Here is a 22,839-nt window from a genome sequence, read left to right as displayed (position 1 = left end):
CCCACTCTCCCACTCCCCCACTCCCCCCCACTCCGTTGAGCCAAACTCGTGATTGCAATCTATCCAGGCAGCTTTGACCCCATTACCTTCGGTCACGCAGACATTATCGAGCGGGGATCTAAACTGTTCGATCGGGTAATTGTTACGGTAGTCAGAAACCCCAGCAAAACCCCTCTCTTCACCGTAGAGGAACGGATCGAGCAGATCCGGCGATCTACCCAACACTTGCCAAATGTAGAAGTAGACAGTTTTGAGGGTTTGACAGTAAACTATGCTAAGATTCGACAAGCCAAAGTGCTGCTGCGGGGGCTCCGGGTATTAACAGATTTTGAAATGGAACTCCAGATGGCCCACACCAATAAAACCCTTCTGGGTGAAATTGAAACAGTTTTTTTGGCAACTTCTAACGAGTACAGCTTTTTAAGTAGTAGTGTAGTTAAAGAAATAGCCAAGTTTGGTGGCTCCGTAGATCATCTTGTTCCGAAACACGTCGCCCTAGATATTTACAAATGTTACGCCAGCAGGAACCAACTCGCATCGAACCCGACAGTACCGGCCTCCGCACTGAGAACGAATCACCTCAGAACACAGCCGCCTTCGGAGATCCCACCCGAACCGCAGGAGTAGACATCCAGCGGGAATTGAACAGGCTTGAGGAAATTGTTCTCGACAGCCCGCGAATTCCTATGACCAGACGCACTCTGGTGGATGAAGAACAGTTGCTCGATCAGTTAGACTTGGTGAGGCTAAATTTGCCGATCGCCTTTCAGGAAGCCGAGACGATCATCCGGCACAAGGACGACTTGCTTCAAGAGGCGGAACTTTACGCTCAGGAAGTGATAGAAGCAGCAGAACAGAGAGCGGCAGAACTTTTAAACGATATGGGCCTGCTCCAGCAGGCGAAGATAGAAGCAGATCAGTTGCGGCAGCAAGTTTTGCTTGACTGCGAGGCAATTCAGCAGGCGACGCTGGCGGAAGTCGAACAAATTCGCTACCAGGCTCAAGAGGAATTGGAAGAGATGAGAGTCAGGGCGATGGCTGAATGCGAGGAAATTCAAAACGGAGCCGATGATTATGCCGACCAAGTGCTCGATAATATCGAACACAAGTTGAGCGATATGCTGCGCGTGATCCGCAACGGGCGCGATCGGTTGGATAGTGTTTCTGCGTCGCACATCCATCACACCAACGGTTAGCCCACAGTTAACTCATTGCTTGAACCTTTATAAAAATCTACCTAATTTAGGTAGATTTTTTTTTGAATAGTCTTTATAGTCTTTTTTCCTCAATTCCAGCACTCGGTGACTTATTTTTGCCGAAATAAGTTTTGTGAACATAGGAGCAAATATAACATTTTATGATATTCTACTCATACCAAATCCGGCTTAAAAACCCCCTTTATCTCAGTTCGCGGAGGCGGACTTCGTTTGACTCTATGCAGCGGTTTCAACCGCCGAATGATAAAAGGGGTAGCAAACCCGGATTTCGTATCAGACAAAAAATTCCTAATTTAAATCAAATTTTTGCAATCTAATTTTTACTATGCAAAAAGCTTCTAATCGGTTCGCTGAATTTGATTTGATCCGAGCTTTAGCGATCGTCAGTGTTGTGATTACTCATGCTGGGTTCTTGGCATTTAAAGATCGCAGAATTCTATTTGTTGCGATCGATACATTTCAACTGTTCTGCGTACCTGCATTTTTACTGCTGAGCGGCTTTTTTCTCACCAACAAACTGGAAAATCAAAATAATCCCGCACTGGTAGTCAAAAAAAGACTGTCAAGAATTCTACCCCCCTATCTATTTTGGTCAGTAGCTTTGTACATTTTAAATAATTGGGGGGAACTCCAAAAATTTGATTTACTGTCATTACTCAGAGATATCCTGACTGGCTCAGTGATGCCTCCCTATTACTTCATCGTTGTGATTGTTCAATGCTACGGTTGGTGGTGGTTTCTAGTCAAATTAAGAGTTTTAGAACCCAGAAAAGTTTTGGTCTTGGGTTTAATACTTCAAACAATTTTTACAATATTCTTTTACTTAACCGCTCTCAAATACATATCAATACCTCTGCCTTTGATGGAGCGCTGGATTTTCAGTTGGATTTTGCCATTTTCAACTGGTCTATTTTTGGGGGGAGAGTATAATAGAATTCAACCCGTTCTCGAACGCATCAAAATGCCAGTTTTAGGAGCCACTCTCCTCTTTTATGTAGCGAGTATTTGGGAATATTACCTGATAAGTGAATTTAATTCTGAGGGATGGTTTCTGCGATCGTTTTTTAAACTATCTGCTCAAGGATACGCAATTTTGTTCGTATTATCGATTCTCGCATTTTCTAAGAGTATCGCACTTCCCAGTAGAGTATCTGGGTTAATCAAAATATTGGCAGCTTATTCATTCCCGATATATCTCTTGGATTCTACAGTAGTGCAATATGTGTTGTTAGTGTTTTATAAGTTTATTGATCCCGTACATCCGCTGCTGAAGCTCGGCTTTTTAGTTACCGGGACTTTGTTGGTTTGTTGGGCAATTATTTACCTATTGCATAAACTTTTGCCAAAAAAATACAGCCAGTACATTCTGGGAATTTAATCGCATTTTGTGTGTCAGCGGATGTCTTCATAAAACTGCTTGAGATACCTCGCTGGAACGCCAAAACCCCACAAAAAACCAATAGAAAGATAGATCGCAATTGCTTTAAATTCGCCCCAATTCGCCACTCGCCGATCGCTACTTTCCACTACCCGATTGACTAACTTAAGTCTCCCCCGTCGCACTAACTTCAAACACAAATCCGCTTCCTCCATAATTGGCATCGCCGCATCGAAACCGTCGCATTCCCAAAAATCGATACGGCGGCAAAAAATAACTTGGTCGCCAAACAGCAGGCGCAATCCTTTGAAAAATAAATGAGGTCGAAATAACAGCGGCGCGTAATAAGTTTTCAGGTAATTGTGCAGTGAAAAACCCCATCTTGTTTGCTGCAAACCACCCATCAAGGAGATAAACCCGCCGCCGGCAATTTTGGCATCGGACAATGTTTTCTGGATAACTGCTACGATGTCGTCGGGAACTAAAGTATCAGCGTGGAGAAAGCACAGAATTTCGCCGGTGGCGACTTGGGCACCTAAGTTCATTTGCACGGAACGTCCGGCTGTACTGCTAGGAATAACGCGGGTGGCAGCGGAAAGTGCGATCGCCACTGTTTCGTCTTGACTGCCGCCGTCTACCACTAACACTTCCCAAGCCGGAGGATTGAGAATGCTGAGTTGGCGGAGTGTGCGTTCCAGACAAGTCGCTTCGTTGAGGGCTGGGATGATAATAGAAACGCGATCCATTTCGTTGAAATTTGTGCCAAAAGTATTATAATAAAAAGCTGTGGCGATTCGCAACTTTAGAGAAAATAGAACTTATGCGCGCGGATTCCGAAACCCGGTTCCTGCCTGCGAACTCGTCACGAAACCTCGGATTTTTCACAGAAACCAGGTTTGTTGGCGTCATTCCTATAAAATCAGGCAAAAGTGCGATCGCCCTCTATATTTTCCACTAATCAGGACTGAGAAAATCGTGCAGAAAACTGAAGTAAAAAATGATTTAGAATTTTATGAGGAAAATGCCGATAATTGGTGGGACGAAAATGCTAAAATTTATGCCTTATACCATCTAAACAAACCCAGATTTGAGTTTTTCGACAGACACGCGACTAATTGGCAAGGGCTGAAAACTTTAGATGTCGGGTGCGGCGGCGGCTTTTCTTGCGAGTTTATGGCCGAGAGAGGCGCTATTGTTTCTGGAATAGATCGCTCGGACAAATGTATTGTAGCCGCTCAAAATCACGCAGTTACCAGCGGTTTTGAGATTGACTACAGGCAAGGTTTTGCTGAAAATATGCCCTACGACGACAATACCTTTGATGTTGTAATCTGCGTGGATGTTTTGGAACACGTGGCAGATTACAAAAAGGTTGTGTCAGAGGTCCACAGGATTCTCAAGCCTGGGGGACTGTTCTTTTTTGATACAATCAACCGAACTTTTTCCTCGCAAATTGTGATGATTGGACTGATGGAAAATACATTGCAGGAAATTAAGCGGGGCGTTCACGATTGGGAAAAGTTTGTTACCCCGGATGAACTGTCTGTGGTAATGCGCGATACGGGTTTCGGCCAGATTGAAATTAAAGGTTTTGATATGTTTGGAGAAATGGGCGCTATTTTAGCCCAGATGCACGGTTTTTGGGGGAATTTTACAAGTGGAAAGCAGCTATTTCCTTCGGGGGAAAGTTTGCAACAAGTTTCTCAAGTGCTAATTTCTAATATCGCTAACTATGTTGATTACAAAAAGTCTGGCTTGTTTAAAATCAAAATTAATGAGGATACGTCGATTATGTATGTTGGCGTAGGGGCGAAGAATTAGTCGGTTAATTGTTGATTGTGGATTGTGGATTGTTAACTGTTGTCATTAGGGGCGAGTTTGAGACGGATTTTGGCGATCGACAAATCTGGCTAAAACCCACCTCTATTGCATTTTGTAGGGTGCGCACGCAGCGGTGCAGCTTACCGTGTTGAGTGCAATACAGTAAGGAAACGGCACGGCGCCGTCTCCTTACTGTATTGCAGGCAATTGAGAATTGCTATATTGCCGATCGCACTACCAACGTAATTTTAAGAACTAACTGCAAATAATTACCAACTATTTTTTAAGTTAAGCCCTTGTGACGCGCAGTCTGAGGGTTCCAAAATACCGCCCAGTCTTAGTTTGGGGCTGCTCGCGTTAAGCGGACACCTAGCTTGACAGCCTTTTGTAATAAATCTTAATGTTTTACTCTTGATAATTTATCTAAATTGCATGGTAGCTTATTGAATATTAATTGCAATAAGTGCCGGAAGTTAAGAGTACCTGGAGGTCAATCACCGTGACAGCAGCAATAGTTTCCGCGTCAGCCTCGCGAATCAGCGACGGACAACCCGCCGACAGCCAAAAACTGATGAGTTTGGGTAAAAATTCCGAAATACCTGACCTCGATAACTCTAAAGATGTAACCCTCGCCGTCTTAGAAGGAGTGGGGACTCTCACGGTGTGCGATCGAACAGTCACTTTAAAACCCGGAGTATTTGTGTTTGTACCCGCCGGCATCCCGCGCAGTCTAAAAGTACAAACGACGCTGAATTTGTTACTAATTGACTGCGAACCCGATCCCGATATGAGCGAGTCAGCTTGGTTGATGAATTTTCAACTTTAACCCGATGAAAAAACAGTGTCCTTGCTGCCTTGACTCCCTAATTTCTCAGGTTTGCCACAACCGTGTCTACTGTTTTTGTCTGAATTGCAGGCAGGAAATGCCAAATCCTGACTCAAAAAAAATAATTCTCAAACACTATCAAATATCACCTTCGGAGTAAAAATGTCAAAAGCAATTGGTCTTTTCTACGGAACTACAACTGGGAAAACTGAGTCTGTAGCTGAAATGATTCGGGATGAATTTGGCGGCAATATCGTGACCTTGCACGAGATCGGCAGCGTTAAAAATGATGATTTTGCCGAATACGAATGTCTGATTATCGCTTGTCCTACTTGGAATATCGGCTAACTGCAAAGCGACTGGGAAGGATTTTTTCCCGAACTTGATGATATAGATTTTAGCGGCAAAAAAGTAGCTTATGTGGGAACTGGCGACCAAGAAGGCTACCCGGATAATTTTATGGATGCAATGGGCATTCTGGCTGAAAAAATTTCGGAACAGGGCGGCGAAACAGTCGGTTATTGGCCGGTAGAGGGCTATGATTTTAATGAATCTAAAGCTGTAGTTAATGGCAAGTTTTTGGGTCTTGCTATTGATGAAGACAACCAATCCGATCTGACGGAATCGCGCATCAAATCTTGGGTATCTCAACTCAAGAAAGAATTTAGCTTGTAGACTTAACGGTACCAGGGTGAGTTTTGTAATTAGATTATGTTCGGCAATCAAAATTACGCACTCAACCCGCCCCAAAAATCTAGCAAATACATTATTATTGTTAATAACTAGATCTCCAACTTAAAATAGATGCAATTTAGTTCAGAAGACGTGCTTTGGTTAAGTGTAAGTCCGAGTTTGCAATTCTTCGATCGCTCGCTGCTTTCCTACTTAAATGATTCTGTACCAGTGCAAATATGGGAATACCAACAAACTGAAGATGAAGCTTGCTCTTTAGATATGGCTGTTGAACTTTTGCACGATTATTTAACAATGCGCGATCGCCCAATTCATCTAATAGGCCACAGTACCAGCGGATTAGTTGGTTTAATGTATGCGCGCCGCTATCCTCACAAAGTAAGTTCTTTGGGGCTTTTATCTGTCGGTGTGCCATCTGCTATTAATTGGCAAGCACATTACTATACGCATTTTTCAGCTTTTCCCTGGAGCCGAAAACAAGTTTTGACTCAAATGGTTGGCGATATGCTGGGATTGCCAAATCAAATAATTAATCAAAGATTTATATCATATTTTGAGGATGACTTAGCCTGTTCTCCTTGTCCTCACTCTTTATTTAGGATTAGTAATTTCCACGATGAAGGTGTAGAAGTACCTTTGTTGATCTGCAGCAGCCAAACAGATTTTGTGGTATCTCCTGTTGTCATGCGCCGCTGGTCGAAATTTATTAAAAAAGGCGATCGGCTTTGGGAATGTCAAGACGGTAGGCATTTCTTTCACCACTTCTATCCAGAACAAGTCGGCGAAGAAATACTTAATTTTTGGCTATCACTACACAGCCGCCAAGCAATTCTAAATTTTAAATTTTAGACCGCATTTGCTATTTTTTGATACCGATTTTTTTTGCGGCAAATACTACATTAATTTCGGTAATTCCGGGCAATTTGTTCAGACCTGCTTATACTGTTTTGGCGCAGTTGCCCCAGTCCTTCCCGCCAATTTTAGTTTGTAGGGTTTTGAGGCATGGAGTTTGAGTTATCATCACGATCTTTTTGAGATTTTAGAATAATTGTAAAAATTGTTTAACTTATATTAAGATGTTTTAGTAAATATGATGCTAATTTTATTGGATTTATTAATGAGTTTTTGTGAAAAAACCGCAGAGGTGCTCTTGACGCAGAGGAAGGTAATAGTAGATTAAACAGAAATTATTGGCAACGATTATAAAATATTTTAACATCATGTTAAGAAACTCAGGCTTAGGCTGGGCAGAGGGATACTAAGTATCGATCGAGTTTTAAGGTATCGCTCGCCCCAGCTCCTAAAATAGTGAGCGAGCAAACATATATACTTAAATCTTAGGGTGAGTATAGGGACACTGCCCCTACCGATTAACAATTTATCAAGAATTATGTCAGCAAGTTTTCTCCCAAAATCGATCGCACAGCTAACAGAATCTACCTCCATTGCTTTAGCCCAAAGCATTCAACGAGAGGCAATTACAACTCCCCTATCATCTGGGGCAATTGCCACAACTTACGCGCACCAAGGCAGCGGAAACACCCCTATTTTGCTAATTCACGGCTTCGACAGTTCGCTGTTTGAATTTCGTCGCCTGTTGCCGCTGCTGGCTGCCGAAAATGAAACTTGGGCGGTTGATTTGTTGGGTTTTGGCTTTACAGAAAGAGCAGCGGGTTTGGCATTCAGTCAAAAGGCGATCGCCACTCACCTGTACTATTTCTGGAAAACGTTAATTTCGCAGCCTGTAATCTTAGTCGGTGCTTCAATGGGAGGTGCAGCAGCAATTGATTTCACCCTCACCTATCCCGAAGCTGTCAAAAAATTGGTGTTAATAGACAGTGCAGGTTTTGCCGTCACTTCTAATAAGGGAAAATTTCTCATTCCTCCCTTAGGATATTTGGCAACTTCATTTTTGCGAAATCCTAAAATCCGCCAACGAATTAGCATCAATGCTTATTTCGATAAAAAATTGGCTTCTCTAGACGCTCAAACTTGCGCTGCTTTGCACTTGGAAATGCCCAACTGGAATCAAGCTTTAATTGCGTTTACCAAAAGCGGCGGTTACGGAGGTTTTCGGGATAAACTGTCGCAAATTCAGCAGCAGACGCTGATTTTGTGGGGAAAACAAGACCGCATTTTGGGGACGGCGGATGCGGCAAAGTTTGAAAGTGCGATCGCCAATTCTCAATTAATTTGGATACCCGAATGCGGGCACGTTCCCCACTTAGAAAAGCCAGAGATTACGGCGCAGCATATTTTAGAATTCATAAATAAAAGCGGACTCACGCAAAACATTTAAACGTAGGGTGCGCTGCGGCGCACCTTACATATATGTTTTATCTTGCGCCTTTGGTATATATAGTTTGATGTCAAACAGACAGGTTTCAAACTTTCGGCAAATACTTTTGTACGATCGTCCATCCTGTGATCAACACAGTCACAAATCCCCCAAACAAAGCCAAATTAGTGCTGATGTGGAGGGGACGCGCCCAAGGATGTTTAGGGCCAATTTGCAGACCGCTTCCAACAGAAACCAATACCAAAACAACAACAGCTAATCCCGCCGGTAAATGAGCCGAGTGACCCAAATTGCCGTAGTATCCCAGCGTACCGACTACACCAATTCCCAGCAGTAAAATTACCAAAGTCGCCATCCCCGCACCAGTCGCCAAATGAAAGGGACGCAGCCATTTTGGGCGCTGCTGTTTGGTACTGCGGGCGACAAACATCCAGGTTCCAGTAACGGCCAGCAACAGGTAAGCTAACAGGGAAACACCCATTGACCAAGCTGCTATTTTCCACAACCACAAGAAAGAAGGCAGATTCATGATTTAAATCCCTAATTAGGGATTTGCAACAAAGGTTTCATTCCGATTTTACCTGGACTTTAAAGCAAAAATGAATAATTTTGAGAGAAAGTGCGATCGGACTATCCACAGCTTGCATCCGTCTGAGCTTGAAGTCAAACCTACTTTCTCTCATACTCAGCTTAATTTACGCTAGAGATTTGTCGCTCCCGTTTTTAGGAGCCGCCTTCCCATTCTAGCTTCCTGGTTTTGCTCTCAAGGAAAGGCATTTTATAAAACCCTAATTTTTGTTCTAAGATTAATCGGAAAAAAGGCAGACCTTCTATCAAATATCTTTTCCACAACCTTCTCGGTTCACTTAACAGTCGGTACGCCCATTCTATGCCGACTTCGCTCATCCATTTGGGAGCTCTTGCTTTGCAACCAGCTTCAAAATCAATCGTTGCACCGACTGCTAAGAAAATTTTGACGTGTGTTAATTTGCTCCTGTATTTAACCAGCCACTTCTCTTGCTTGGGGGCTCCCACCCCTATAGCCAGAACTGTAGCTCCTGATTGATTGATCGTGTCAATTATTTTTTCACACTCTTCCTCATTGTTTTCAAAGCCAAAAGAAGGAGAATGTGCCTCAACCACTATTTCTCTACCAATTTTTTGATTAATTTTTTCCTGGGCTTTCCTAGCAATACCTTCAGCAGCTCCTAGCAAAAATATTTTCATATTCTCGTTATCTTTGTGATACATATAAAATGCAGGGAACAAGTCCGAACCAGAAATCTTTTCTTTGAGAGGAGTTCCCAAAAACTTGGAGGCATACATCAATATTTGACTGTCGCAGACTCTATAGGTAGAGGTATTGTAAGCTTCATAGAAGTCGCGGTCGTACTGCAACTTAATCAAGTGGTCTACATTGGGCGTAAATACGACACCACCTTCGCAGTCGAGTTTTTCAAACAACTCTGTTATTGACAAGTTATCTATCGAGACATTCAATAAATTAACTGTGTTCATTTATTATTCCCTTCCCGCTTTATATTAAGCTACAACTCAAACTATTATAACGCACAATACAGGTTCGTGTTTTCACTACTTGGGCGCTTCAGTGAATAAACTTTCTTAAGTATATGCCCGTACACCCTACCTGTCCAGTCAGGATTTTTAAAGATTGTGTAAAGAATCAGGTCGTTTTAGTAAAAAGTATATTAAGCCTATTTTTGTTTACAAATCGCAACATAGTATTAATAAAAAACCGATGCCGTGCTAATAGTTGAAGCATTGAAAATGAATGTCAAAAAATTTTTTGACCTTAATTTTAAGCAATTTACAAATATAGCGCAACTTGCGAACTTGATTTAATGCAAAAATAGGAAGTTTTTTAGTTGTTGTATTCAGCGACAGCCAGATATTTTCAAGCTTGAAGTGAAGCCGCGCATTCCTGAAAATCATCCTGATTTTTGGTGAACCAGCGACTGTCTTCTGGGTGGCGAACTGGTTTTTTTGGTCTTAAGACTTTCTGGAGCTTTTAAGACCAGACCCGATATTCCTCCAGCAATCATCGCAAAAATCGGGTTAGTCATAGCGTTCAAAACACAGTCAAACACGTACATAGTTAAGGCTACTCCCAGGACGGCAGCGGGCGCTACCTTGGGATTAGACCAGGTTCTGGCGGGATACTTGAACACGCAAAAGACGATAACAGGAAGTAATAATGAAGAAAATAAACTAACTAAACCGACTGCACCGTTGACGCCAAATGCAATAATCCATAAGCTGTCGGTGACCGAGATATCTTTACCGGACTGGTCGTACACGCGGTTGCCACCAGAATCCCCCCAGCCAAAAAGAAAATTTTGCCGCGCTTTTTCCCCCAATATCTCTTCCATGTCAAATCTAAACTTCAGAGAGGCGGCTCGTTCTTCGCCAAATATTGGAGTGATGAAGTCCATCACGTCTTTGCTCGAAAATTGACCCGATGCAGCTACGTACAAATAAAACACTATATATCCAATTATAAATAGCAGGGGCAAAGAGGTGCGAAACCACTTTGCCGAGAATAATACGAGTAACGCCATTGCAAATAAACTGTAGGCGCCAGTAGAACGGCACAGCAAAAAAGCGATAGTTAATATAATTGCTAAAATCTTGATGTTGCGGCCCATAAACTTTTTGATCACCCCAGTTTGCCAAAGCCAAACTGCGATTAAGGCGGCTGTCATCATCCACACGCCCACCATCAAACCGTGCTGCATAAATACTACCGGTCTCCACCCCCCCAAACGCCTTGCTTGACCCCAGTCCTCAAAGGCATTGACGCCGTAAATCATTTGGTGCAGAATTGGACCCTTAACACCTTCAATTAAAGTAAAAGGAATGTAAGCCAACCCACCTGCAACCATCCCGATCGCCAATTGTCGCAGCCCGTCTAAACTACCTACATACAAGCGTCCTAAAAAATAAGGCAGACCCCAAGTAACGATTTGGTTGAGAGTCGGAGAAATCGGGCTGCCGCCATTAGTAACTTGTGAAACAATTGGGCACAAACAGCAAATTACCATTGGCACATCCAGCCAACCGGGCTTAAAAGTGGTGATGCGCGCAGTATCGTAGACAAGAGTCCCCAGCAAAATGCCGTAGCAAGCTGCCGAGATTTTGGTATAGGGCGGCAATAGGGGGATGGGATAAGAAGCTTGCGGCAAAAACAGCCACGCTGCAACAAAACTGATAATTACCGCCCGTTGAGCGGGATACCTCACAAACAGGTAAAAAACGATTGGAATAAAGCCGAACATAGCAAGTGGGATTAATGCAACCATAGTTTTTTTTGCAGTAAAATTTTAGAAAGACAACTTAATTTGCCCAATAAAAATTCTCGCTTAAACGATCGCCCAACCCCAATCTTTTAAATCAACCTCTATTTTACGCCTTCGCCTTGTTCGTTAATTGTGTTTGAGGTTCCACAGCAGCGTACAGTGCCGCCTCAAAGAGATTAGTTGCATCCTCCCAAGTATAATTTATCACCGTCTCCAAAGCAGTCTTGGACATGGCCCGCCATTCGGCATCAGACAACTGACAAATCTGCTCGATCGCTTTTGCCATATCCTCTGGGTCTTTTGGCTTGACAAGTATGCCACCCCCGCCAGCAAGTAGTTCCGGAGCTGCACCAGCAGGAGTGCCGATGACTGGAGTGCCGCAAGCCATAGCTTCTAAAATTGGCAAGCCGAAGCCTTCGGAGCTGCTGGAAAAGAGCCAAGCATCGCATTTGCTGTAAAATTCTTTTAGTTGGTCCTGAGTAGGTGCCTTATTATACTCCGTGCCATCAGGCAGCAAATTGGGAGGAGGAGTATCGCCCGAACCAAAGGCAACTAAACGAAGGTTGGGAATTTTTTCAGCAGCTATAGAGAAAGCTTTCAGGGCAAGATCGCAGCCTTTCCAAGGAGTTGTAGAATAGTACATCCCAACGGTCGGAACTGACTGCTTGCCTCGCGGCTGCTTGCCTCGCGACTGGGGGTCGTAAAACTGTTTGGTGTCCACGGTGGGAGGGACGAGAGATACAGACAAATCGCCGTATTCATTCCGAGCTATGTCTGCCAGCCACTGGGCCACAGCGATTTTGTGCATCGGCAACCGCCAAGTTGCCTCTACTCGACCTTTTGGTATGTAGTCAAAAGCCTCGTAGTGTTGGAGAAAATATACTTTCCTTCCTTTCCTGGGAGAGAGTTTTGCCACCCACTCGGCAGTTTCCCACCAAGTAGCCATGATAATATCGGCATCAGGTACGTCAATGTCGGTAATTGGACGGTAGGTTTCGAGAACTCGGCATTCGACATTCACCTTGTCAAAGTGAGACTCTTGTTTCTTGGGAGCGGACTGCCAACCCCTACCTCTGAGGAGCGATCGCAATTGTTGGATCAAAGTCGGTTGCCCCGGGGGCGTAGAGACGATAAATATTTTGTGTCCTCGCTTTTGGAGAAGTTCTGTGTAAATAGATAACACCCTCATGCCACCTGTAAGGCTAAGGGTAGGCAGGACAAAAGTAATTTTCATGAATAGATGCTGAAGATTAATACTGGTTAAAACTCCTCCATAACAGCAAGTTCGCACTTACTAGCCTACTTTTGGCTTTTCAGCAGGGTGCGGGTTTCTGCTGGAGGCGATCGTAACTCGATAGTCGAGCCGATCTTACTTTGTCGTCAGGGACTTTTCCCAATTACAAATCGGGAAATGTTTGAGGACTAGACAAGTTTAACCTGTAACGAAGCCAGCTTTAAAAACTCCGTTGCACTCTGGTCCAGATTTTGGCCGATCGCTTTATAACCAGTATTCGCTCGTCAGTGGCGTCAGAATTCGTGTCGAGACTGCTGGGTAGAAACAGGACACGGGCGATTTTAGTTTGGGTAGAAGCACCCCACCAAACACTATTGATTGAGTTTCTGCTGAGAATCCCGCGCCAGAGCGAGCGACTAGCGCAGAATTTCAAATGGCTGCTGCTAGCATGTAACCTGCTCAATTTGTTAGTTTGCCACTGCTGGAGCCACCTCGTAGGGAGAACAGGAAACTATATTAACGTCCCGCTGTTTAGATTTGTCTACAGCAACTTTCAATCCCGCTTCAAAATGAGCTGTGGCATCATCCCAAGTATAATTGTTCACCTTGGCATAGGCCGCTTCAGACATGGCTTGCCACTTGGAATTTGGCAACTGACAGATATACTCTATGGCTTTGGCCATTTCTTCGGGATCTTCTGGTCTTACAAGTATGCCAGTACCGCCGCTCAAAATTTCAGGAGCCGCACCTGCTGGGGTACTGATGACGGGAGTGCGGCACGCCATCGCTTCGATAATTGGCAAGCCGAAGCCTTCTGAGCGGCTCGCCAGCAGCCAGGCATCGCATTTGCTGTAATAGTCTTTGATTTTGTCTTGGTCGGGTTGAATTACATACTCGGCATTGGCCGGTAGGGGCAATTCCGAAGATGGGGCCTCTGTACCGAAGGCAACCAGACGCAGGTTGGGGATCTTTTCAGCAGCTAAGGCAAAAGCTTTGAGGGCGATGTCGGTTCCTTTCCAGTAGATTGGAGAGTAAAGTATGCCAACTGTAGGAACCGATTGTTTGTTGCGAGGACTGGCGTAAAATTGCTTGGTGTCCACGGTAGGAGGAGCTAAGGAAACTGTGCGATCGCCGTATTTAGTCCGAGCTAGGTCCACTAACCACTTAGAGATCGTAATTTTGTGCATGGGCAGCATCCAGGTTGCTTCTACTCTACCTTGAGGTAGATAATCAAAAACTTCGTGGTGCTGGATAAAATAAGCTTTTGCTCCTTTGCTGGGAGAGAGTTTGGCTACCCACTCGGCGGTTTCCCACCATGTGGCAACTACTACGTCAGCATCAGGTACATCTTTGTCCTCTACCGGCCGGTAGCGATCGGTAATTTTGTGTTCTACACCTAAGTTATCGAAAAATGAGGGTTCGTTTTCAGGTGTGGAAATCCAACCCCGTCCCCGCAGCAGCGACTTGACTTGCTGGCGCATACTCGGTTGGGCGTGGGGTACAGAGATGACGAACACGGAGTGTCCTCGCTTTCTCAAACGTTCTGCGAAAATAGATACTACTCGTATTCCACCAGTCCAAGACAGAGTAGGAAGCACAAAGGTGATTTTCATTTTTAAGTCCCGCTGAAGACTCCGATTCCCTTATGGCGCTGCTACCAGCGCTGATGTTAGAGATCGAAAGGAAAGAGGGGCGGGTGAATATTAATTACCGCTTTCCTGGTGTGTACATAGAATCCAACCTTGCGACTGTTGGCAACACGCCAGTATTGATATGCCACAAGTTCGCTGTCATTGAATGGATAATAACAACTGATGCGCTCGCGAAACAGTCCTCTAGGGATAATTTTTAGGTGGGCAAAAGTTCCTCCTAAAGACTGATTCATCATTATCAAACAGCATCTTTTTTTCGCGACAAACACCAAGCTAAACAACACTTCCTTTTTAACAGAATAGAACTTGCTTATGGTACAGAAAGGGAGGTACGGGAAACCGAAAAGCACCCAACCTTTAATGTGGGACAAAAAGTAGCATTTGTAACAATCTAGAGTAGCTGGATGAGCACTGTTAGCAAAATTTTATACAGCATTAAAGATGAAATTCTTATTTTGAGAATGTTGATTTCCCGATCGCTCCAACAGATCTAAACACCGATCGGCGATTGTGGTTTTTTGGTAACGGTGCTGTCGGTATTGCTGGACACAATATCGTATTCTGTCAGGATTCAGACATAGTGGTTTTCTCAAATGCCTGCTGAAGCGCGATCGAGTAACCGTCCTGGACGCGCGAAGGAGGGAAAAAACCCGATTTTTCAACCGATATCTCTTCCCCTCACCGATCGTATGTTCGTGAAAAAACCCGGTTGATGCGTCCACTGTTTGAAAAAATAGGTTTCCCAATCGTGCTACACAACAAAGAATTTCACCGATATAAATTTAATTAGCTGGCTGAGTTTTAAATTTGTTAATAAAAGGCGATCGCCTGAAAAAGTTCCCAAAAGCGACTGCCACTTCTGAGCGGAGTATATTATGTAGCGTGCCTGCGCAAGCCCTGTCTAAGTAATTACCGTAAAAAAGTTCAGCAAATTATTCAATGACCATGTAAAGATAAAAGGAATGCTCTGGACCGATTGGCCTAGATCGTGCCAACGTTGACTCCTAAACTGCAGCTGCAGCTTCGCGGTATGTATGAAATGACCTCGCTTAAAAAAATTTGATGTTATGAAAGAATCATTATTCCTAAGTTTGCGATTCCGGATGACAATCGGTGTGCTCTTGGGGGTTGTGCCGCCGATGCTTGCAGCGATATGGTTTGCCAGTTTTCACGCAGCTAACATTATTCGATCGCAAGCAAAACAAAACCTCGAATTAAAAGCAGATGTCTTAACGGAAAGCATCTCTCGCTGGGAACAAATGAACGTTCGATTGTTGCGCAGCATCAGTCAAGATCCGAGTACAGTCAGCATGAATGCCAGCAAAATGTTGCCGCTGCTAGTTGGCATCAACCGCAGCTATAGCCACATATACCTTGCCGAAGCTTACAATTTAGAAGGGTACGTTGTTGCCCGCGGCAGCGGCACGCCGCCCGATCGCATCAAACGCAGCGATCGGTATTGGTTTAAAAGTGCAGTTGCTGGGACTGAAATTACTCACGAAGCTTTGATATCTCGCTTAACGGGAAAACCAGCAGTTATTTTCTCAACACCCATTCGGGAATTTGCGAGTTTAAGTTTGGGCGATCGAGGAAATTCAGTCAGCGAATTGCAGCAGCAACTCAAACAACTCGGCTATTACAAAAACGAAATTACAGGAATTTACGGCAACACCACCGCCAAGGCAGTTGCTCAATTTAAAAAAAAATATTCAGGCTTGCCTGCAGGTGGCCGCGTCGATTTTACAACCAAGCAGCTTCTCGAACTAGCAACTAATTTTCAACAAAAGTTTTCTCAAACACACCAATTAAATTCAATCGATAAATCTGCTGACCAACTGGGAAAAATTCAAGGAGTAGCTGTTATAGGTATACTATTAAGCGACATCGCTAGCTCGATCGGAACAGTCCGAATCGGCAAAACAGGCTTCGCTTTTTTGGTAGACAAAAAAGGTCAATTAATCGCTCACCCCGACCCGAACTTACTTGCTCAAAAGCAACTAATAAACCTCAGCAACTATCCGCCAGTCAAAACTCTACTAGCAGGCAAAAGTGGTGCATTTTACTTCGCCGACGATCGGGGAGTGAAATGGCTTTCATGTCTGAACCAATTGGAAAGTGGCTGGGGCGTAATTATCTTGCAGGAAGAAGCCGAGGTTTTAGAAAAAGAACAGTTATTTTGGCAGTTGGCAATTACTATTGCCGCCATTGCAGTCTTGGGAGTTGGCGGTTTGACGTGGATATTAACCAGCCGTTTGGTTCGGCCGATCGGGGACTTGACAGTTGCAGCAGCACAGCTTTCTAGCGGTGACTGGAATCAGAGAGTAAATATCGATCGCCAAGATGAATTGGGAACTTTAGCCAAAGCTTTCAATCGCATGGCTGTGCAGTTGCAAAAGTTATTTGCTAGCTTGGAAACCAAAAATCAGGAAGCAGACAAAGCTCGCACCGAAGCTGAAACAGCTAGCAAGGCAAAAAGCTTATTTATGGCAAATATGAGCCACGAACTCCGCACGCCTCTGAATGCGATTATCGGCTACAGCGAAATGTTACAAGAAGAAGCCTTCGACCTCAATTGTGAAGAATTAGTCCCTGATTTGCAAAATATTAATAATGCAAGCAGACATTTACTATCTCTCATTAATGATATTTTAGATATTTCTAAAATTGAAGCGGGTCGCATAGAATTATACTTAGAAACCTGCGAACTTTCGACAATCATTCAGGATGTCGCTACTACTATTAAACCTTTGGCTGACAAAAATCGCAATGTTTTCGTAGTAAAGTGTCCGCCCAATATCGGCACGGTTTATACTGATGTTACTAAGATTTATCAGTGTTTGTTAAACCTGCTGAGCAATGCCAGCAAATTTACCGAAGCTGGTGAAATTACTTTAGAAGTAAGACGCTTTAGAAGGGAGAGGGAAGAAGAAAGAGGGAAGAAGAAAGAAGCCCAATGGAAGTCGGAAGAAAAATTTAGTTTTATGGGAGGGGAGGAAGTAGAATCGGATGTTTTAGGTTTAGAAGCGAAGCGAGAAAGAGACAAAAACGAGAAAGAATCAGAGTCGGATATTCAGGCTGGTGAAGAATGGATTAGTTTCAAAGTCAGCGATACTGGAATTGGAATGAACGCAGAGCAAATTGAGAGAGTATTCCAAGCTTTTACGCAAGCGGATGAGTCTACTACTCGCAGGTACGGTGGTACGGGTTTGGGACTGGCAATCGCCAAGAAATTCTGTCAGATGATGGGTGGAGATATTAGTCTGGAGAGTGAGTTGGGAAAAGGGTCAATTTTTACTGTAGAATTACCAGCGATAGTCGCTAAAAAAGCAGCTAGTTAAAGAGTACTTGCCAACCAATCATTGCCAGCGCCAAATCTGCGATCGCGTGGCTGATATAACTAGACCAAAGTGAACGGTAAGTCAGATAAGACTGAGACCAAATTATCCCGGCGGCGAAGACAGCTAAGGAGCCTAAGATCACAGCCTGCCAGTCGCTGTAAGCTGCTATTACAAGAATGTGGTGGAGCGTGAAAAATAGCGAACTCAGAAATATTGCTTTTGTTCCCGGTATGAGAATCTGGCACTTGTTGCAGACAAACCACCGCCAAGTAAATTCTTCAATCAGCGAGTTAACCAGCACAAAATATGCTTCAACAATCAAGTAAATATTAGCGCTGCTAATACCTAATTGGTGCGATTTTTCTTTAGCAATTACAGGATCGATCCAGTGCTGGCCGAAAAGCCGATATATACCTACAATCATCGCAAACATGAATATTCCCCACATAGATCCAGCCAGCAATTCTTGGGGCTTGGGCATGGATAAACGCAGTTTTTTGCGATCGACCAAAACAGACCACGCGATCGGAAAAACCAGCAACCAAACTTGACACAATACTGACAGTGTTTGTCCCCAGCTTCCCGGGGCAATATACAAGCCTGCTATGATACCAATACTAGCAGCAGGGACAAGCAGTGTTAGAGCCAATAGTGCTGTTTTGCGATCGCCCATGTGCAGCATTTTTCACCCTTTATTTGAAAATTGGATTAATATCAAAGGTAAAAGCTTGGCGGCGGCGGACAGATGATACCACTTTCCAAAAACAATGCAACTGTAGGCCCGCGATCCAAACCATTATCCAGTCAGTCATTCCCAAGTCTTTAATCTAAAATCTAAAATGCTATGAGTTTTGTGCCGCTTATAAAAGTGGCGCTTATTTGTTGCAACGAAAAATATGCAGTTGCACAAAATGGAAGACTCCGCTGCTAAAGCTGTTTTGGTTGCAACAAAGTCTTTATTCAAGCACAATTTGATATTATGTTGGTATTTGCGACTCCAAATACCATAATATAATCTAATCCTTAGTAGCTGTGTATTTTGGCTGAATGACGATCGCAATTGATTTTGGAACTAGCAACACCGTCGTCGCTCGCTGGAATCAAGCCCTCCAGCAGCCCGAAACTTTGAAATTACCGGGATTGTCGGCAATCTCGGCTCAAAACCCCCCCCTAATTCCCAGTTTACTCTACGTTGAGGACGCTGCGGCAAATAAAGTAATACTCGGTCAGCAAGTCCGGGACAGAGGCCTTGATTTGAGTGGAGATTCTCGGTTTTTCCGCAATTTTAAGCGGGGAATTGGCACTTCTGTTCAGGGTTTTGTGCCGGAACTTGACGGGCAACTTATTACTTTTGAACGAGTAGGTGAGTGGTATTTGAGCCAAATTGTGAACTCAATTCGCGAACTGCCCTTGCCCGTAGATTCTTTGATTTTTACTGTGCCAGTAGATAGTTTTGAAGCTTACCGCCATTGGTTGGGCAAAGTGTCTGAATCTCTGCAAGTAGAACAGGTGCGGATATTGGACGAACCTACGGCGGCTGCTTTGGGTTATGGTTTAGCCGATCGCGAAATTCTGTTAGTCATTGATTTCGGCGGCGGAACTCTCGATCTTTCTGTAGTGCGTTTGGACGCTTCCTCCGACAAAAAGCCTCTCGGTTTTATTCTCAAGTGGGGCGAAAAGTTATTAGCTGAATCTTCAGCGCAAAAGGCAAAAGTTGCCCGGGTTTTGGCTAAAGCCGGACAAAATTTAGGCGGTTCTGATATTGATAATTGGTTGGTTGACTATTTTTTCAAAACAAAAGGGCTGGCCAAATCTCCGATAACAACCAGATTAGCAGAACGGTTAAAGATTCAGTTGTCGTTGGTGAATCAGGCAGTTGAGGTTTATTTTGATGACGAAAATTTTGAGAGTTACGAATTAGAATTAGATCGATCTCGCTTTGAATCTATCCTCGCCGAACATCAGTTTTTTGACAACCTCGACGAGTGCATGAATCAAGTATTGCAGCAAGCGCGGCGCCAAGGCTTAGAAATTGGCGACATCGATGCAGTTTTGCTAGTTGGCGGTACGGTACAAATTCCCGCTGTTCAGCGTTGGGTGCAGCAATATTTCGAGCCTGCAAAAATTCGCTGCGACAAACCATTTGAGGCGATCGCCCAAGGTGCTCTGCAACTGAGTCAAGGCATAGAAATCAAAGATTTTCTCTATCACAGTTACGGCATTCGCTACTGGAACCGCCGCGAAAATTGCCACAGTTGGCACAGTTTAATTAAATCCGGGCAGTCTTATCCGATGAGCGAACCGGTAGAATTAGTCTTGGGAGCTTCTTTAGAAAATCAACGAAGTATAGAATTAATTGTCGGCGAATTGGGAGCGGAAACTGGCGGCACGGAGATATATTTTGATGGCGACAGGCTAATTACTCGCCAACTCGCGGGTCAAAGATCGGTACAGCCGCTAAATGACAAAGACGGAGCACGCAGCATCGCTCAATTGACGCCGCCAGGGTATCCCGGGAGCGATCGCATAAAAGTTTTGTTCCGCGTTGACGAACAGCGCTTTTTACGCATTAGCGTGGAAGATTTGCTGACAAATGAAACTTTGTTAGAGGATAAACCAGTGGTGCAGCTAAGTTAGGAATAGGCTTGACAGGTAACGTGCGCTTCGGCGCACCCTACTGATTGCATTCAAAACAAATTGATTGTTAAAAGCAGATGAATTATCAACTAGAACTTCCACTTTCTCCCGAACTAGAAAAGTATCGCGACCGAATCGAAGCTACGATTAAACCTTACATTGAAATTAAAATCCAGAATAATGACTCCGTTAATTGGTGGCAAAGTAAATTTGGGGGATTGCCCTATTTACCTAAAGGCTTTGAGTATCCAAAAACTGCTGACGGTAAATATTTATTCTTTCTAGCACAAATCAACTTTTCTGAAGTACCGCCTTTAGATAGTTTTCCCGAGCAGGGGATTTTGCAGTTTTATATAGCCGACGATGGCGTATATGGTGTAGATTTGGGCAATTCCGCCGATGAAGATAATCCCACAGCCGAACAAAATTTCAAAATAATCTATTTTCCTCAGCCAGACTTCCAAGTTGAAAACATGATTACCAATTATGATTTTTTGCCGAAACCCGAAGCTTTTCCTGTTGAAGGCTGTTGCAGCTTGCAATTTACTAAAAAATATGCGCCGATTAGTACCAGTGACTACAAATTTACCGAACAGTTAGGAGAAGAAATTGATGAGTTATTTCTAAATGATGAAATTAGGGATGAGTACCTAGAAATATCGTCTCCTTTTGGTCATAAAATAGGTGGTTATCCTGATTTTACACAAACCGACATAAGAGAATATAGTAGTAAGTGCGCTCGGGAAAACAAGTCAGACATTCTGTTATTCCAAATGGATAGCGATTGCAATGATACCGTAGATATCATGTGGGGAGATGTGGGTGTAAGTAACTTTTTTATTGATGAATCAGCACTCAGACAATTAGATTTTAGTAAAGTTTTATACAATTGGGATTGTAGTTAAAAACAACAGTGAAGTAAACTCACTTAAAAAAACAGAATACCCAGAACCCGACTTCTTTAAGAAGTCGGGGTTCTAATGCCCCATGCCCAATTCCCTAAACCTGAGATTTGTGCACCACCACGGGTGTTCCCACCGAGGCCCATTCAAATAGCCATTTAGCGTGATTGACAGCTACATTCGTGCAGCCGTGAGTAACGGGATTGCCAAACAAATTGTGCCAGTAAGCGCCGTGAATTGCCATGCCTCCGTCGTAATACATTGTATAGGGAACGTCGGGCACGTCGTAGTCCGGCCCAGTCATCCTAGCAACGCGGTATTTGGTTTCAACCGCAAAGGTTCCCGTGCGGGTGGGAGTAGATGATTTGCCGCTGGAAATAATCACCGCGTAAACGGGTGTATTTCCTTCCCAAGCTATTAACCTTTGTCTTGACAAATCTATTTCAATCCAGCGTTCGCTGGATTGCTGCAACTGCATAATTTTATTGGCAATTATGTTGTGCTGTTCGCCGGCAATTGCAGGAATTGAACCGCCGCAGAATGCAGCAAAAGTGAGGGCGCAGCCGGCACAGAAAGTTCCAGCGCGGCGGAAGTAAATTGAGTTGATAATGCTGTTCATTCCTCACACCTCGTACTATTTTAGATTTTAGATTTTAGATTTTAGATTGAGCTGTACTATTTTAGATCTTAGATTTTAGATTCGAGATTGGAAAGAGGGCTTAACAAGTTGTTAAGTTTTGGGCGAGAGTTCGGGCAATTTGGACGATCGCCCGCCAATCTCCATTGTCCACTAAGTATTTAGGAAATAAGTCTCCGGCTAAACCAACGGCGATCGCCCCAGCGTCAATAAATACTTTGGCATTTTCCAGCGTCACCCCGCCAGTGGGAATTAAAGGAATGTGTCCCAAGGGGCCTTGCAGGCTTTTCAGGTAGGCGGCGCCTCCCAAAGCCGATATCGGAAACACTTTAACGCAGGTAGCGCCTGCTTGCCACGCGGTCACAATTTCCGTAGGAGAAAAAGCACCAGGGACGATCGGCACTCCGGCGTCAACTGCTGTTTTAATCATAGTTAAATCCGTGTGGGGAGTAAACAGAAATTGAGCGCCGCAGTCTATTGCTTGCTGCAACTCTTCTAAGTTTAATAAAGTGCCAGTGCCAATACTAAAATTAGGGAATTCCGAGCGGAGTTGGGCAATTACTTCAGCGGCTTTGTGGGTGTTCCAAGTAATTTCAATAAACTGGATTCCTCCTGCTGCTACCGCTGATGCCATCTGCCAAGCAAGTTCCTTTTCGGAGGAACGGATAACGGCGATCGCTCGATGTTTTTTTAGCTGTTTCAACCAAGATTGATGATTCATACCATTTGAAATTTTAGATTTGAGATGGGAAGCCAAAATAGGGAACTCGTATTATTCTGATTTACATATAATTTTAGGGCGTTGCTGAATCAAGGTATGAATGCCCCAGGAATGGGAATATCGTGAAATTTCAAGTAATGTATTAATAACTTAATAGAATGCTTGAG

Annotated in this window: 20 protein-coding genes and 1 pseudogene; 11 read left to right on the top strand and 10 right to left on the bottom strand. The window is 43.9% G+C overall.

Going from position 1 to position 22,839, the window contains the following annotated elements; genetic code table 11:
* Nucleotides 1-48: 48 nt before the first annotated feature.
* From coaD to E5S67_RS25505, 3 genes are all read left to right on the top strand, one after another.
* On the top strand, nt 49-627 hold the full coding sequence (gene coaD / locus E5S67_RS25515; protein ID WP_172191284.1) for a pantetheine-phosphate adenylyltransferase: 579 nt from the start codon (nt 49-51) through the stop codon (nt 625-627).
* Nucleotides 510-1,196 (top strand): DivIVA domain-containing protein, encoded by a 687-nt coding sequence (locus E5S67_RS25510; protein ID WP_172191282.1) that lies wholly within the window; start codon nt 510-512, stop codon nt 1,194-1,196. The genes coaD and E5S67_RS25510 overlap by 118 nt, the downstream gene beginning before the upstream one ends.
* A 346-nt stretch (nt 1,197-1,542) precedes the next feature.
* Nucleotides 1,543-2,595 (top strand): acyltransferase, encoded by a 1,053-nt coding sequence (locus E5S67_RS25505; protein WP_172191280.1) that lies wholly within the window; start codon nt 1,543-1,545, stop codon nt 2,593-2,595.
* 14 nt (nt 2,596-2,609) lie between these two features.
* Here E5S67_RS25505 and E5S67_RS25500 read toward each other — a convergent pair whose 3' ends face one another.
* Nucleotides 2,610-3,341, bottom strand: coding sequence for a TIGR04283 family arsenosugar biosynthesis glycosyltransferase (locus E5S67_RS25500; RefSeq protein ID WP_172191279.1), 732 nt, complete (start codon nt 3,339-3,341; stop codon nt 2,610-2,612).
* A gap of 229 nt (nt 3,342-3,570) precedes the next feature.
* Between E5S67_RS25500 and ubiG the strand changes: the two genes are divergently transcribed.
* The 5 genes and pseudogenes from ubiG (at nt 3,571) to E5S67_RS25475 (ending at nt 8,234) form a co-directional block, all read left to right on the top strand.
* Nucleotides 3,571-4,416, top strand: coding sequence for a bifunctional 2-polyprenyl-6-hydroxyphenol methylase/3-demethylubiquinol 3-O-methyltransferase UbiG (ubiG, locus tag E5S67_RS25495; protein ID WP_172191277.1), 846 nt, complete (start codon nt 3,571-3,573; stop codon nt 4,414-4,416).
* 499 nt (nt 4,417-4,915) lie between these two features.
* Nucleotides 4,916-5,242, top strand: a complete 327-nt coding sequence (locus tag E5S67_RS25490; RefSeq protein ID WP_172191275.1) for a cupin domain-containing protein — start codon at nt 4,916-4,918, stop codon at nt 5,240-5,242.
* A gap of 162 nt (nt 5,243-5,404) precedes the next feature.
* Nucleotides 5,405-5,917: pseudogene (gene fldA / locus E5S67_RS25485) on the top strand (flavodoxin FldA).
* 129 nt (nt 5,918-6,046) lie between these two features.
* Nucleotides 6,047-6,784 (top strand): alpha/beta fold hydrolase, encoded by a 738-nt coding sequence (locus E5S67_RS25480; RefSeq protein WP_172191273.1) that lies wholly within the window; start codon nt 6,047-6,049, stop codon nt 6,782-6,784.
* 541 nt (nt 6,785-7,325) lie between these two features.
* Nucleotides 7,326-8,234: an alpha/beta fold hydrolase gene (locus E5S67_RS25475; protein ID WP_172191271.1), complete on the top strand. Its 909-nt coding sequence runs from the start codon at nt 7,326-7,328 to the stop codon at nt 8,232-8,234.
* 85 nt (nt 8,235-8,319) lie between these two features.
* Here the strand turns inward: E5S67_RS25475 and E5S67_RS25470 are convergent, their stop codons facing one another.
* From E5S67_RS25470 to E5S67_RS32695, 6 genes are all read right to left on the bottom strand, one after another.
* Nucleotides 8,320-8,763, bottom strand: coding sequence for a DUF4079 domain-containing protein (locus tag E5S67_RS25470; protein ID WP_172191269.1), 444 nt, complete (start codon nt 8,761-8,763; stop codon nt 8,320-8,322).
* Between the two features lie 194 nt (nt 8,764-8,957).
* Nucleotides 8,958-9,752 (bottom strand): WecB/TagA/CpsF family glycosyltransferase, encoded by a 795-nt coding sequence (locus E5S67_RS25465; RefSeq protein WP_172191267.1) that lies wholly within the window; start codon nt 9,750-9,752, stop codon nt 8,958-8,960.
* Between the two features lie 431 nt (nt 9,753-10,183).
* Entirely contained in the window at nt 10,184-11,554 is a 1,371-nt protein-coding gene (locus E5S67_RS25460) for an O-antigen ligase domain-containing protein (RefSeq protein WP_172191265.1), read from the bottom strand.
* Nucleotides 11,555-11,657: 103 nt separating this feature from the next.
* Nucleotides 11,658-12,785 carry a glycosyltransferase family 4 protein gene (locus E5S67_RS25455; RefSeq protein ID WP_172191263.1) on the bottom strand — a complete coding sequence of 376 codons (1,128 nt, stop codon included), beginning with the start codon at nt 12,783-12,785 and terminating at the stop codon, nt 11,658-11,660.
* Nucleotides 12,786-13,252: 467 nt separating this feature from the next.
* The gene (locus E5S67_RS25450) at nt 13,253-14,398 is read right to left on the bottom strand and encodes a glycosyltransferase family 4 protein (protein ID WP_172191261.1); all 1,146 of its coding nucleotides are present in this window, start codon (nt 14,396-14,398) and stop codon (nt 13,253-13,255) included.
* Between the two features lie 464 nt (nt 14,399-14,862).
* Nucleotides 14,863-15,159 carry a hypothetical protein gene (locus E5S67_RS32695; RefSeq protein ID WP_216670711.1) on the bottom strand — a complete coding sequence of 99 codons (297 nt, stop codon included), beginning with the start codon at nt 15,157-15,159 and terminating at the stop codon, nt 14,863-14,865.
* A 381-nt stretch (nt 15,160-15,540) separates the two neighbouring features.
* Here E5S67_RS32695 and E5S67_RS25445 point away from each other — a divergent pair, with 381 nt between their 5' ends.
* Entirely contained in the window at nt 15,541-17,775 is a 2,235-nt protein-coding gene (locus tag E5S67_RS25445; RefSeq protein ID WP_172191259.1) for an ATP-binding protein, read from the top strand.
* Here E5S67_RS25445 and E5S67_RS25440 read toward each other — a convergent pair.
* The gene (locus E5S67_RS25440; RefSeq protein WP_172191257.1) at nt 17,768-18,457 is read right to left on the bottom strand and encodes a CPBP family intramembrane glutamic endopeptidase; all 690 of its coding nucleotides are present in this window, start codon (nt 18,455-18,457) and stop codon (nt 17,768-17,770) included. The two genes, E5S67_RS25445 and E5S67_RS25440, sit on opposite strands and share 8 nt — an antisense overlap.
* A gap of 365 nt (nt 18,458-18,822) precedes the next feature.
* Between E5S67_RS25440 and E5S67_RS25435 the strand changes: the two genes are divergently transcribed.
* A complete protein-coding gene (locus tag E5S67_RS25435) occupies nt 18,823-20,412 on the top strand; it encodes an Hsp70 family protein (protein WP_172191256.1) in 1,590 nt (529 codons plus the stop codon).
* A gap of 77 nt (nt 20,413-20,489) precedes the next feature.
* On the top strand, nt 20,490-21,317 hold the full coding sequence (locus E5S67_RS25430) for a YwqG family protein (protein WP_172191254.1): 828 nt from the start codon (nt 20,490-20,492) through the stop codon (nt 21,315-21,317).
* A 94-nt stretch (nt 21,318-21,411) separates the two neighbouring features.
* Here the strand turns inward: E5S67_RS25430 and E5S67_RS25425 are convergent, their stop codons facing one another.
* Together E5S67_RS25425 and E5S67_RS25420 are read right to left on the bottom strand one after the other, a co-directional pair.
* Complete coding sequence (locus E5S67_RS25425; RefSeq protein ID WP_172191252.1) at nt 21,412-21,933, bottom strand: L,D-transpeptidase; 522 nt, start codon at nt 21,931-21,933, stop codon at nt 21,412-21,414.
* A gap of 100 nt (nt 21,934-22,033) precedes the next feature.
* Nucleotides 22,034-22,672 carry a bifunctional 4-hydroxy-2-oxoglutarate aldolase/2-dehydro-3-deoxy-phosphogluconate aldolase gene (locus tag E5S67_RS25420; protein ID WP_172191250.1) on the bottom strand — a complete coding sequence of 213 codons (639 nt, stop codon included), beginning with the start codon at nt 22,670-22,672 and terminating at the stop codon, nt 22,034-22,036.
* Nucleotides 22,673-22,839 lie beyond the last annotated feature (167 nt).

It is taken from the genome of Microcoleus asticus IPMA8 (genome assembly GCF_013179805.1).
Classification (GTDB): domain Bacteria; phylum Cyanobacteriota; class Cyanobacteriia; order Cyanobacteriales; family Microcoleaceae; genus Microcoleus; species Microcoleus asticus.
The sequence above is the reverse complement of the archived record's forward strand: the minus strand, read 5'-3'. Positions and strand labels throughout refer to the sequence as shown.

Excerpts from the sequence above, each read along its gene's own strand:
- E5S67_RS25445 (WP_172191259.1), top strand. The coding sequence starts at position 15,541 with ATGACAATCGGTGTGCTCTTGGGGGTTGTGCCGCCGATGCTTGCAGCG.
- E5S67_RS25420 (WP_172191250.1), bottom strand. The coding sequence starts at position 22,672 with ATGAATCATCAATCTTGGTTGAAACAGCTAAAAAAACATCGAGCGATC.
- E5S67_RS25425 (WP_172191252.1), bottom strand. The coding sequence starts at position 21,933 with ATGAACAGCATTATCAACTCAATTTACTTCCGCCGCGCTGGAACTTTC.
- E5S67_RS25465 (WP_172191267.1), bottom strand. The coding sequence starts at position 9,752 with ATGAACACAGTTAATTTATTGAATGTCTCGATAGATAACTTGTCAATA.
- E5S67_RS25455 (WP_172191263.1), bottom strand. The coding sequence starts at position 12,785 with ATGAAAATTACTTTTGTCCTGCCTACCCTTAGCCTTACAGGTGGCATG.
- E5S67_RS25460 (WP_172191265.1), bottom strand. The coding sequence starts at position 11,554 with ATGGTTGCATTAATCCCACTTGCTATGTTCGGCTTTATTCCAATCGTT.
- E5S67_RS25440 (WP_172191257.1), bottom strand. The coding sequence starts at position 18,457 with ATGCTGCACATGGGCGATCGCAAAACAGCACTATTGGCTCTAACACTG.
- E5S67_RS25470 (WP_172191269.1), bottom strand. The coding sequence starts at position 8,763 with ATGAATCTGCCTTCTTTCTTGTGGTTGTGGAAAATAGCAGCTTGGTCA.
- E5S67_RS25505 (WP_172191280.1), top strand. The coding sequence starts at position 1,543 with ATGCAAAAAGCTTCTAATCGGTTCGCTGAATTTGATTTGATCCGAGCT.
- E5S67_RS25500 (WP_172191279.1), bottom strand. The coding sequence starts at position 3,341 with ATGGATCGCGTTTCTATTATCATCCCAGCCCTCAACGAAGCGACTTGT.
- E5S67_RS25475 (WP_172191271.1), top strand. The coding sequence starts at position 7,326 with ATGTCAGCAAGTTTTCTCCCAAAATCGATCGCACAGCTAACAGAATCT.
- E5S67_RS25435 (WP_172191256.1), top strand. The coding sequence starts at position 18,823 with ATGACGATCGCAATTGATTTTGGAACTAGCAACACCGTCGTCGCTCGC.
- E5S67_RS25510 (WP_172191282.1), top strand. The coding sequence starts at position 510 with ATGTTACGCCAGCAGGAACCAACTCGCATCGAACCCGACAGTACCGGC.
- E5S67_RS25450 (WP_172191261.1), bottom strand. The coding sequence starts at position 14,398 with ATGAAAATCACCTTTGTGCTTCCTACTCTGTCTTGGACTGGTGGAATA.
- E5S67_RS25430 (WP_172191254.1), top strand. The coding sequence starts at position 20,490 with ATGAATTATCAACTAGAACTTCCACTTTCTCCCGAACTAGAAAAGTAT.
- E5S67_RS25480 (WP_172191273.1), top strand. The coding sequence starts at position 6,047 with ATGCAATTTAGTTCAGAAGACGTGCTTTGGTTAAGTGTAAGTCCGAGT.